The sequence below is a fragment of the Nocardioides sp. genome (genome assembly GCF_029937575.1).
Classification (GTDB): domain Bacteria; phylum Actinomycetota; class Actinomycetes; order Propionibacteriales; family Nocardioidaceae; genus Nocardioides.
Map to the genome: position 1 here is coordinate 37,495 of NZ_JAPYPS010000027.1, position 11,581 is coordinate 49,075.

The 11,581-nt window shown below is 70.4% G+C and carries 9 protein-coding genes and 1 tRNA gene; 6 read left to right on the forward strand and 4 right to left on the reverse strand.

Going from position 1 to position 11,581, the window contains the following annotated elements:
* Window positions 1-230: 230 nt before the first annotated feature.
* Together Q1K33_RS11375 and Q1K33_RS11380 are read right to left on the reverse strand one after the other, a co-directional pair.
* A complete protein-coding gene (locus tag Q1K33_RS11375) occupies window positions 231-1,196 on the reverse strand; it encodes a pirin family protein (protein WP_300403961.1) in 966 nt (321 codons plus the stop codon).
* A 16-nt stretch (window positions 1,197-1,212) separates the two neighbouring features.
* Window positions 1,213-3,318, reverse strand: a complete 2,106-nt coding sequence (locus Q1K33_RS11380; RefSeq protein WP_300403963.1) for a PAS domain-containing sensor histidine kinase — start codon at window positions 3,316-3,318, stop codon at window positions 1,213-1,215.
* A 118-nt stretch (window positions 3,319-3,436) separates the two neighbouring features.
* Here Q1K33_RS11380 and Q1K33_RS11385 point away from each other — a divergent pair, with 118 nt between their 5' ends.
* On the forward strand, window positions 3,437-5,005 hold the full coding sequence (locus tag Q1K33_RS11385; RefSeq protein WP_300403965.1) for an NAD(P)/FAD-dependent oxidoreductase: 1,569 nt from the start codon (window positions 3,437-3,439) through the stop codon (window positions 5,003-5,005).
* An 82-nt stretch (window positions 5,006-5,087) separates the two neighbouring features.
* Window positions 5,088-5,163 (forward strand) — tRNA-Lys (locus tag Q1K33_RS11390).
* Between the two features lie 48 nt (window positions 5,164-5,211).
* On the opposite strand, the gene Q1K33_RS11395 is transcribed toward Q1K33_RS11390, so the two are convergent.
* Both Q1K33_RS11395 and Q1K33_RS11400 read right to left on the reverse strand, forming a co-directional pair.
* Complete coding sequence (locus Q1K33_RS11395) at window positions 5,212-5,748, reverse strand: hypothetical protein (RefSeq protein WP_300403967.1); 537 nt, start codon at window positions 5,746-5,748, stop codon at window positions 5,212-5,214.
* A gap of 101 nt (window positions 5,749-5,849) precedes the next feature.
* Window positions 5,850-6,083, reverse strand: a complete 234-nt coding sequence (locus Q1K33_RS11400; protein WP_300403968.1) for a hypothetical protein — start codon at window positions 6,081-6,083, stop codon at window positions 5,850-5,852.
* 437 nt (window positions 6,084-6,520) lie between these two features.
* Here Q1K33_RS11400 and Q1K33_RS11405 point away from each other — a divergent pair, with 437 nt between their 5' ends.
* The 4 genes from Q1K33_RS11405 to Q1K33_RS11420 all read left to right on the forward strand — a co-directional run bounded on the left by Q1K33_RS11405 (window position 6,521) and on the right by Q1K33_RS11420 (window position 11,546).
* A complete protein-coding gene (locus Q1K33_RS11405) occupies window positions 6,521-7,537 on the forward strand; it encodes a cellulase family glycosylhydrolase (protein WP_300403970.1) in 1,017 nt (338 codons plus the stop codon).
* Between the two features lie 75 nt (window positions 7,538-7,612).
* On the forward strand, window positions 7,613-8,746 hold the full coding sequence (locus Q1K33_RS11410) for a beta-galactosidase (RefSeq protein WP_300403972.1): 1,134 nt from the start codon (window positions 7,613-7,615) through the stop codon (window positions 8,744-8,746).
* A 117-nt stretch (window positions 8,747-8,863) separates the two neighbouring features.
* On the forward strand, window positions 8,864-10,018 hold the full coding sequence (locus Q1K33_RS11415) for a cellulase family glycosylhydrolase (RefSeq protein WP_300403975.1): 1,155 nt from the start codon (window positions 8,864-8,866) through the stop codon (window positions 10,016-10,018).
* Between the two features lie 61 nt (window positions 10,019-10,079).
* Window positions 10,080-11,546, forward strand: a complete 1,467-nt coding sequence (locus tag Q1K33_RS11420; RefSeq protein ID WP_300403977.1) for an MFS transporter — start codon at window positions 10,080-10,082, stop codon at window positions 11,544-11,546.
* Window positions 11,547-11,581 lie beyond the last annotated feature (35 nt).

The following is an 11,581-nucleotide window of genomic DNA, read 5'->3' on the forward strand; positions in this document are numbered from 1 at the left end:
CGAGCGCAGCGAGATCCTTGACGGCGGGAGCAGGTCGGCTACGCGCGCGGCCCCACCACCGCACCCACCGGCAGCATCCCGAAGAGCAGGTCGGCTACGCGCGCGGCCCCACCACCGCAATCACCAGGCCCAACCATGCACCCGATCCTGCAGGGCCTCTTACGCTCAGGGCCTCGGCGCGGCCCCACACCGGCCACCAGGGCCGGCACCAGCCACCAGTGCCGACTCCGTCAGGCGGGCACCTGCCCGAAGTCGCCGCGCTGGAACGACTGGTAGGCCTCCATGACCTCGGCCTTGGTGTTCATCACGAACGGACCGGCCCAGGCCAGCGGCTCACGGATGGGACGTCCCCCGACGACGATCACGTCCATCTTCGGCGAGCGACTCTCCTGGGAGCCGTCGGCGGTGATCGTCAGGTAGTCCCCAGCGCCCATGACGGCCGACTGTCCGGTGTGGAGCGGGCTGGAGGCGGCGTCACCGGTGCCACCGCTGCCCACGGTGCCATGTCCGTTGAGGACGTAGACCAGCGCGTTGAAGTCGACGTCCCACGGGAGGTCGAGGCGCGCGCCCGGCTCGATGGTGGCGTGCACCAGGGACATCGGGGTGTGGGTGGCTCCGGGGCCGGCGTGGCCGTCTACCGTGCCCGCGATCACACGCACGAGCGCGCCCGCGTCGGGCGAGGTGAGCAGCTGCACCTCGCCGGAGCGGATGTCCTGGTACTTCGGGGTGCTCATCTTGGAGTCGCGCGGCAAGTTCACCCACAGCTGGACCCCGTGGAACAGGCCACCCTGGGTGACCATCCACTCCGGCGGCGCCTCGATGTGCAGCAGGCCGGATCCGGCCGTCATCCACTGGGTGTCCCCGTTGGTGATGGTGCCGCCACCGCCGTGGGAGTCCTGGTGGTCGAAGGTGCCGTCCATGATGTAGGTAACGGTCTCGAAACCGCGGTGCGGGTGCCACGAGGTGCCCTTGGGCTCGCCCGGCGCATACTCCACCTCGCCCATCTGGTCCATCATGATGAAGGGGTCCAGGTGCGCCATGTCGAGACCGGCGAACGCACGCCGTACGGGGAAGCCCTCGCCCTCGTAGCCTTGGGGTGCGGTGCTGACGGCCCACACGGGGCGGGGCACGTCGCCGAGGCCGGGAGCCTTCACCCGGTCCAGCACGGTCAGGTCGTCCACGGTCACTGCGGGCATCGCGCCCACCTCCTGGTCATCTGTTCGAGGAGTCGCCAGCGGGTCTGTCGACTCGGTCACCCGGGTCAACAGTAGTTGAATCTTGCACATTCCCGTGCGCATCGGGCAGCCTCACCTCGACCACCGTGCCCCGGCCGACCTCGGAGTGGACGTTGATGGACCCGCCGTGGCGCTCGACGATCGAGCGGGTGATCGACAGCCCGAGCCCGCTCCCCGGGATGGCTCTCCCCTGGGAGAGCGAGGAGCGGAAGAACCGGGTGAACAGCTCCGCCTGCTCCTCCTCGGGGATCCCGATGCCGTTGTCGCTCACGCGCAGCACCACCTCGGGCTCCTCCACCGCCAGCTCCACCCTGATCAGGCCGCCGTCGGGGGTGAACTTGACCGCGTTGCTCAGCAGGTTCACCAGAACCCGCTCGACCATCTCCCGGTCGCCCCGGACCAGCATCGGCTGGTCCGGCGCCGTCGTCTCGAGGGTCAGTCGTCGCGGGTGCGACAGCGTCGGCACCACGACGGCGCACCCCTCCCGCACCGCAAGCCGCAGGTCGAAGACCGTGTGCGCCACCTGCACGCCGTGCTCGGCTACCCGCGACAGCGTGAGGAGATCGTCGATCAGACTCAGCAGGCGGTGGCTGTTGGAGGTCACCCGCGCCAGCGCGTCGACCTGGCGCGGCCCGAGATCGCCGAGCGAGCCGTCCGAGAGCACCTCCAAGTAGCCGAGGATGCTGGTGATCGGGGTCCGCAGCTCATGACTGACCGTCGAGACGAAGGCGTCCTTCACCACGTCGACCTCGCGGAGCTTCTCGACAGCCTCCTGCTCCGCGGCCAGCGCCGCCCGCAGCGCCTCCTCGACCACGACTGCGTCGGTGACGTCCTCCGACGTACTCAGGTAGCCCGTGGCGCGCCCCCTGCGGTCGACCAGCCCGGTGATCGTCGTGTTGTGGATCCGCTCCACACCGTCCTTGCGCCGGAACCGGAACAGGCTTCCGTCGGCCAGGTCCACCATGCCGAGCACGACGTCGACGTAGTCGGCGCGCACCCCGAGCTCGCCGGCCTTGTCGGCCACGGCGTCGTCGGTGTGGAGGAACGGCGTGAACTCACCGAGCACCTCCTCGGCGCGATAGCCGAGCAGCCGCTCCGCCCCCGGGTTGAAGCGGACGATCCGTCCGATCTCGTCGGTCACGATGATCGCCACGCCGGTGGCGCTATCGACGATGTTGCTCACGAGGAATCGCTCTGCGTCTGCCTCCCGGGCCGCAGCGAGGTACTCACCCACCCGAAGCATGAGGGGTACGACGATGACCGCACAGGCAATCGCGAAGCCGTGGATGAGCGCCCCCTCCAGCTGGGAAGGAACGCCGAAGACCTCGGGGTCGGGCGGGAAGGGGCCGCGGCCCGCCCACGCGAAGCCGACCGCGCAGGTGACGACCCCGAGCAGCTGTGCCATGGAGGCGTACGGCGAGATCCGCAGCGCACCCCAGGCGAGCAGCGGGATCATCGCGAAGATCAGGCCGGGAGCGGCCGCGGGAAGGAACAGCAACGGCACCGCGACGACGACGGCGACCCACTGGACCGTTCGCTCCCCTCCGCGTGCGATCGACCCGTGCTCGGGAGGGCGCAGGAAGAACGGCGTGAGGATCAGCAGCGACGCCAGGTGGGCCAGGCCCACCCCGATGCCGGTCGTGACCGGGCTCCCCGCGCCCGCCATCCACGCGGTGAGGGTCATCGCGACAGCGCCGACGCCCGCGGCACCGAAGCAGGCGGTGAACCAGCGCCGGAGGTCGGCATCGGTGCGCAGCGCGCCGCCGCCGGAGCCACCACGCGGCCCCCCGGCCAGGACGAGGGTCGCGAGGGCGACCTCGAGGGTGACCCCGACGCCGTACCCGAGGGCGACGTCGAAGGGCTGGGCCACGCAACCGACCGAGGCAGTCGCGATCACGAGGACGGCGAGGAGCAGGACCGGGGCCAGACGCCGGGGCGCCAGCAGGAGCAGGCCCACCGCCAGCCCGATGGGCCACAGTCCCGCGACGAACCCGGCGTCCGGGGCACTCGCGGCGGCCGCGATCGCCGCGACAACGAGAACGACGAAGAGCACCGGCACCCGGACGCGCATCCAGATCTCCACGCCTCCCCCTCCCGCGGCGAGCGCCGCCCTCGGTGGACCGTAACGGACAGTGCCAGTCGTCACGCGCGGCCCCGGCACCCCCGAAGGGCGAGGCGCGCCCGATCGCTACGGTGACCGGGTGAGTGGCACAGGCAACAGCAAGGACGTCGTCATTGTCGGGGGCGGCCACAACGGCCTCGTCGCCGCCGCCTACCTGGCCCGTGCGGGCCTGTCGGTCCAGGTGCTCGAGCGCCTCGACCACACCGGTGGCGCCGCCATCTCGGCGCCCGCATTCAGCGGCCACCCGACCCGGCTGTCGCGCTACTCCTACCTGGTGTCGGTGATGCCGGAGCAGCTGATGGCCGACCTCGGCCTCGACATCACGCTCGTGTCGCGGCCGACCGCCTCCTACACCCCGACGCTGCGCGACCAGAAGCCCGGTGGCCTGTACGTCGAGCGCGACGCAACCCGACGCTCCTTCCACGAGCTGACCGGCTCGGCGCGCGAGTACGATGCGTGGCGAGAGTTCTACGCCGACGTCGCCGAGCTCGCACACGTCGTCGCTCCCACCCTCCTCGAGCCACTGCCGACCGACCGGGAGCTGGCCGCACGGGTGGACCCAGGCATCTGGCGCGACCTGGTCACCACGCCGCTGGGTGCCGCGATCGAGCGCCGCTTCGTCGACGACACCGTGCGCGGAGTGGTAGCGACCGATGCCCTGATCGGCACGTTCGCCTCGATGCACGACGAGTCCCTGATCCAGAACCGGTGCTTCCTCTACCACCTCATCGGCAACGGCACCGGCGAGTGGCGGGTCCCGGTCGGCGGCATGGGCGCCGTGACCGACGCCCTGGCCCGCGCGGCGGCAGCAGCCGGGGCCGAGATCGTGACCGGCGCCGGGGTCCGAGAGATCCGGGCCGACGCGTCGGGCTCCGGCGCCGAAGTGACCTACGACGGCGTCGACGGCACCCACACGATCGCGGCCAGCCGGGTGCTGGCCAACGTCGCGCCGTGGGTGCTCAAGCACCTGCTGGGTGAGCCTGTCGACGACAGCACCAAGCCCCAGGGTTCCCAGCTCAAGATCAACGTGCTGCTGGACCGTCTCCCCCGCCTGCGCTCGGGCGTCGACCCGGCGGTCGCCTTCTCCGGCACCCTGCACCTCGGCGAGGACTACTCGCAGGTCGAGGCGGCGTACGCCGACGCCGCCGCCGGCCGGGTGCCGAGCACCATGCCGGGCGAGGTGTACTGCCACTCGCTCACCGACCCGTCCATCCTCGGCGACGTGCCCGACGGCACGCACACCCTGACGTACTTCGGGCTGCACACACCCGCGGCTCTCTTCGAGGCCGACCCCGATGCCACCAAGGCGCTGGCCGTCGAGCGCGCCATCGCCTCCCTCGACCAGCACCTCGTCGAGCCGCTCGCCTCGTGCGTGGCCCGCGACGCGGCCGGCAACCCCTGCATCGAGGCGAAGATCCCCCAGGACGTCGAGCGCGACCTGGCGATGCCCGGCGGCCACATCTTCCACGGTGACCTCGAGTGGCCCTGGGCCTCGCACCGCTCGCGGATGGACACGCCTGCCCAGCAGTGGGGCGTGGCCACCCACCTCGACTCCGTCCTGCTGTGCGGCTCGGGGGCGCGCCGCGGTGGCGCCGTCTCCGGTCTGGGCGGCCACAACGCCGCGCAGGCCGTCCTGGCCTCCCGTTGAGCCCTGCGGATCCGTCGAGGGCACATCTCGATTTCACCCGCTGGCCGCCCGCTGGTATGTTCTTCCTTCGCAAGCACCACATGCGGCATTAGCTCAATTGGCAGAGCAGCTGACTCTTAATCAGCGGGTTCGGGGTTCAAGTCCCTGATGCCGTACCACCACGAAGCCCCCGGTCCGCATCGCGCGCCGGGGGCTTCGTCGTTGTCCTACGAGTCGTCGGAGATCACGTAGTTGACGGCGGTGCCGCCGTCGGCCTCGTAGCCCGAGAGCAGCACCGCGTACGGCGCCTTCGTCAGCTGCCTGACGGTCATGCCGGGGATCTCGGCCATCTCGGGGTCGCCCTCGTAGCCGGCGTCCAGCAACAGCTGCTCGGCCTCGGAGAGCGCCTCGTCCACCCCGGCACCGACCATCACCAGGACCACGAAGCCCGATGCGCCGGTCTGCTGCGACGAGGCCGCCTGGATGACGTCGCCGTCGACCAGGGGGATCTGGTCGCTGGGGAAGTCGTCGGGCAGGGATCCTCCCGAGCTGAAGCTGCCCTCGTCGGTCTCGACCACGAGCTCCCCCGAGTCCACGTCGAAGTCGACGTTCGCGTCACCACCGCCCGCGTTCTCGATGGCCTTCTCGGCCACCCGGTCGGCGACGTCCTCGGCGCTGCAGCCGGAGGCGAGCAGCAGGGTACCGGCGGCGGCCAGACCCAGCAGGGTGCGAGTGGAGCGACGGGCGCGGGCGAGCGTGGTCATCGGGAATCCTTCTCAGGCAGACAGGCAGGGAGGAGATCACCTCACCACGCTGCGCCGGGTCCGACCATGAGTAGAAAACACCTACCCGGCCAGCGGGTCCGCTACGAGGTGGTGCGCACCAGGTCGACGATCCGACGCGCCAGCTCGGGACCGCAGTCCTCCTGCACGAAGTGACTTCCATCGAGGCGGGCGTGCGGTCGTCCGGCGGCGCCGGGCACGTGCGCCTGCAGCGGCACATCACCCTTCCCGAGGATCGGGTCCTTGCGCCCGAACAGCGTCAGGAACGGTCTTTCGTAGCCCGCGAGACCCGCCCACGCAGCATTGTTGGCCGCCATCGCGGGATCCTCGCTCGTCGTCGGCACCAGCGAGGGGAACGCCCTCGTCCCCGCCAGGAACCGGATGGCCCCGGGTCGGCTCGCCGTGCAGCATCAGCACGACCGGCGCATCGCGCGGCCCCTCGTCGACGTACGCCATCCGGACGCCGTGGGCGAGGCCGGCGTACCGCGGCGGCCAGGGGTAGCGGCCAGGGGTAGTCGTCGAGGCCGGCGAAACGGTCGTCGGGCGTGCGCAGCAGCTCCACCAGCCACAGCGTAGTGGCGCTCCCAGGCGGCTGCCGCAGACAACGAGGCCCGCGTAGGGGACGATGGCTCGGGTGAGCCCTTCGCCTGCGCTGACCGGCCGAGCGTGGTGCTGCGGCGCCATCGTCCTGCTTCTGTCGGCGCCGCTGCCGGCCCCGGCGGCGCCCGCCGCGGACAGGCCGAGCAGTCCTGGGGTGACTTCCGAGGCACCGCAGAGCTCGCGCCGCGTCCCCGGGCCGGTCGTGGTCCCCGACGCCGGCTTCGGCTTCGCCGACGGCATGAGCATCCTGTCCTTGACCCCTCGGGCACTCGAGCGCCAGCTCACGGCCGTCGAACGCACGGGCGCCACGTGGCTGCGGGTCCCGGTCAACTGGTCACAGATCGAGCAGCGCAGAGGTCGCTTCCAGTGGACGGTCCTCGACCGGATCGTCCGCAAGGCGCGACGGCACGACCTCTCCATCCTGGCCAACATCTCGCAGGCACCCCGATGGGCACGAGCGCTCCTCTCGGAGCCCTCCGCTCCGCCCCAGGACCCGAGCACCTACGCCCGGTTCAGTGCCGCGGTCGCCAAGCGCTACCGCGGGAAGATCACGCACTGGGAGATCTGGAACGAGCCCAACCTCAACGGCTCCTTCGGCGGGATCCGTACCCACGGGAACGCCCCCGAGCTCTACTCCCGCCTGCTGAAGCCCGCCTATCGGGCCATCCACCGGGTCCAGAGGCGCCCGGTCGTCGTCGCCGGCGCACTGGCGGCGGGCACCGATTCCTCATCCTCGTACTCCATGTCCGCCTTCGTGCGACGCATGTATGACGCCGGCGCGCGCGGCTCCTTCGACGCCCTCGCCCTGCATCCCTACATCGGCAGCGGTACGGATGCGACCCGACGACGGGTCTACGCCGACGTGCAGCGGGTCCGTCGTCTGATGGTCGAGCACCACAACAAGCAACTGGCGATCTGGTGGACCGAGCTCGGTCACTCCACCTGGGCGGGTGGCGTCAGCCCCCAGGCCCAACGACGTCTCATCCTCGAGCAGCTCGAGGCCGCCGCCGGCCGAGCCTACGTCGGCCCGGCATTCGTCTACGCCATCCGTGACAACGGCGCCAGCACGGCGGAGGTGGGTGCGAACTTCGGATCCCTCCTGAGCCACGACTTCGAGCCGAAACCGCTGTACCGCACCCTGCGTCGCTCCCACCGCTCACGATCTGAATGACCCGTTCTGCCACCAGGACCGGCAAGCCCGCATACCCTGGGGGGTTGGAGCAGAACCTTTCGGGAGGGAAAGACCATGGGGATCTTGGGGCGCACGCGCGCCGTCGTACTGGCTGCAACACTGGCCGTCGTCACCTGTGCATCCGCACAGGGGCCCGCGGGCGCCGAGGGCACCGCGCCCGATCCGGGGATCGACCGGGTGCTCACGGCAGTCCAGTCCCGCGACCTGCTGCCGCTGGTCGACGAGTTGGTCATCCCGAAGGCCGGCTTGGGTTTTGCGGACGGGATGAAGCTGGTCCAGATGAGCCCGGAGGACCTCGAGAAGCAGCTCGAGGCGGTCGCGCTCACCAGCGCACGGTGGCTGCGGGTGCCTTTCAACTGGTCGCTGATCGAGTCCACCCGCGGTGTCTATGACTGGAGCCAGGTCGACCGGGTGGTCGACCGCGCCCGGGCGCACGGTCTGAAGGTCCTGGCCAACCTCGCCTACGCACCCGCCTGGGCACGTGCTTCCCGGACGACGGGCACGGGTCCGCCGAGGGCGGGACGCGCCTACGGCGCTTTCGCCGGCGCCGCGACGCACCACTTCGCCGGACGCGTCAAGCACTTCGAGATCTGGAACGAGCCCAACTTCGCGAAGTTCTTCGGGGGGCCGGCGACTCATGCGCACGCTCCGGAGAAGTACACCCGACTGCTCAAGAAGGCGTCCCGGGCGATCAAGGCCGAGAGCCGCCGGTCGGTCGTCGTGGCAGGGGCGCTGGCTCCTGGCATGGACACCGACGAGACCTACTCGATGCCGACGTTCGTGTCGCGGATGTACGACGCCGGGGCCCGACGCTTCTTCGACGCGATGTCGCTGCACCCCTACACGACCACGTCCCCCGCGTCGTGGGACCGGGTCTACGGCGACGTCACCGAGGTGCGCGAGCTGATGCGCGCTCACAAGAACGGGCGGCGCAAGATCTGGTACACCGAGTTCGGCCACACGAGTCCGCTCGGCGGGCTCTCGGAGGTCGCCCAGGCGGCGTGGGTGGTCAAGGAGCTTGCGGCGGCCGCAGCCCGCCCCTACGTCGGGCCGGCCTTTCTCTACGCGATCCGGGACAGCGGGACCGACCGCACCGAATACGGGCAGAACTTCGGGACGCTGCTCACCTACGACTTCCGTCCCAAGGTGTTGGCGACCGTGCTGTCGGTGGTCACTCTGCTTCCGTGACGGTCGCGCTGCTCTCCTGGAAGGGTGAGTTTCGTCGTGATGAGCGAATCGGGGCATAGCCGGGGCCCGGAGCGGATACGGGAAGAGCGCCGCCCCTTCCGTTGAGGACTCCCCCCCATGTCTCGCCGTACCCAGCTCCCCGGCCTGCGCGCCGTCTCCGCCGCAATCGCCCTCGTGCTCGGTCTCGTCGCAGCGCTCGTCCTGAGCGCCATGGCGATGCCGACGACCGGCGCCGACCGTGGCACGACGCCGTCAGGGTCCAGCGCGTCCGAGCAGCTCTCCGACGCCCCGCAGCAGGAGCGGCGGGGCCGCGCCGCCCTCGTGGTCCCCAGAGCCGGCTACGGGTTCTCCGACGGGGCCAGGCTCGTGCAGCTGAGCCGCGGTGACCTGCGTCGACAACTGGACGCGGTGGCCCGCACCGACGCCACCTGGCTGCGCGTCCCCTTCAACTGGTCGCACATCGAGTCCGTGCGCGGGACCCACGACTGGAGCCAGGTCGACCGCGTGGTGCGTGCGGCCCGCCGGCACGACCTCACGGTGCTGGCCAACATCTCCTACGCCCCGACGTGGGCTCGGGCAGCCGAGTCGGAGGCAACCGCCCCGCCTCGCTCCGCCAAGGCCTACGGCAGGTTCGCCGGCGCCGCCGCTCAGCACTTCGGCAGCAAGGTCCGCCACTGGGAGCTCTGGAACGAGCCCAACCTCGCCTCCCACTACGGCGGCAAGTCTTACCACTCGCGGGCGCCGGAGACCTACACCAAGCTGGTCAAGCGCGCCTACCGAGCGATCAAGAAGCAGGACCGCCGCTCGACCGTCCTGGCCGGGTCGCTGACCGCCGGACTCGACAATGACAAGGGTTTCAGGATGCCCACGTTCGTGCGCCGCATGTACGCAGCGGGCGCCGCGAAGTTCTTCGACGCCATCTCGCTGCACCCGTACACCACCGAGTCCGAGGCCTCGTGGAAGCGCGTCTACGGCGACGTGGACGACGTACGCACCCTCATGCGACGTCGAGGTCATGCCGACCGACCGATCTGGTTCACCGAGATCGGCAACTCGACCTCGACCGACGGACCGAGCCAGAAGGAACAGGCCGCGTTGCTGGTGCGGTCACTGGAGGCGGCCGCCAGTCGCCCGTACGTCGGTCCGGCGATCCTCTACGCGATCCGGGACGGCGGCGCCGACCCCACGGTGTTCGGGCAGAACTTCGGCACCCTGCTCACCTTCGACTTCGAGCCGAAGCGCATGGCCAAGGTCCTGCGCACCAGGTCCTGAGCGACCGACCGAGCGCGCATCGCGCTGCCGGCCTCCGGATCCGGCTAGACTTCGTTGCCTGATGCAACCAACCACCCGCCGAGCCTCCCTGCGCCAGCAGCGAGTCACCTTCGTGGTCTTGGCTGTCTCGGTCTCCGCCTTCGCACTGCTCCAGTCCCTCATCGTCCCGGTGCTCCAGACGATCCAGGTGGAGTACGACACCGATCAGGCCACCGTCACCTGGGTCCTGACGGGCTACCTGCTCTCGGCCTCCATCGCCACTCCCATCCTCGGGCGCGTCGGCGACGCCGTCGGCAAGAAGAAGGTCCTGGTCGCCACCCTGCTCATGCTCTCCGTCGGCTCCCTGGCGGCAGCACTGGCGCCGTCCATCGGATGGCTCATCGCGGCCCGCGTCGTGCAGGGGCTCGGCGGCGGCGTGCTGCCGCTGTCCTTCGGCATCATCCGCGACGAGTTCACCGGCCGGGTCACCGGCGCCCTCAGCGTCATCGCCTCGCTGACCGCGGTCGGGTTCGGCTTCGGCATCGTGATCGCGGGCCCCATCGTCGACGTGCTCGGCTACCACTGGCTCTTCTGGCTGCCGATGATCGTCACGGCCGTCGCCGCCCTGGCTGCCCTGGTGCTCGTGCCGGAGTCACCTGAACGCACCCCGGGCGGCGTCCCGGTGCTCCCTGCGCTGCCGCTGGCGGTCACGCTCGTTGCTCTCCTCCTCGCTGTGAGCCAGGGCAACAAGTGGGGCTGGGGCTCACCCGCCGTCGTCTCGCTCCTGGTGACCTCGGTCGTCGGCGGCATGCTGTGGGTGCGCACCGAGATGCGTGTCGCCGTACCGATGATCGACATGCAGATGATGCGCATGCGCGGTGTCTGGACGACCAACGTGATCGCGTTCTTCGTCGGGTTCAGCACCTTCGCGTCGTTCGGCTTCCTGCCCCAGTTCTTCCAGACCCCCTCGTCGGCCGGCTACGGCTTCGACGCCACGATCAGCGAGTCCGGAAACCTTCTCCTGCCGAGCGCCATGGCGAGCTTCCTGGTGGGCTTCACCACGGCGTGGTTCATCTCGAGGGTCGGCGCACGTGTGGTCATCATGGCCGGCACCCTGATCAGCGCCGCGGCCTTCGCGTCGATGGCGTTCTTCCACGACGCCAAGTGGGAGCTCTTCCTGGCCACCACCGGACAGGGCCTCGGCTCCGGCCTGGTCTTCTCGTCGCTGGCCGGCGTCGTGATCGCGAGCGTGGCTCGAAGTCAGACGGGTGTCGCCAGCGGCATGAACGCCAACATCCGCACCATCGGCGGCTCCATCGGATCTGCCGTCATGGCCGGCGTGCTGACCGCTCAGCTCGGACCGTCGGGCTTTCCCCTCGAGCGGGGCTACACGATCGGCCTCTGCCTGCTCGCCGTCGGGATGCTGGCCGCGACGGCGGCCGCCATCTATCTCCCGGACACCCGCGGAGACGGGCCGCGCCGGCCACCCCTGGCCGACGCCGACAACGCCGAGCTCGGGCTGCTGCCCGCTGCCCCCGCCCCCCAGTAGTCACTGACGCGTGATTCCGAGGCACTGGGTGCCTC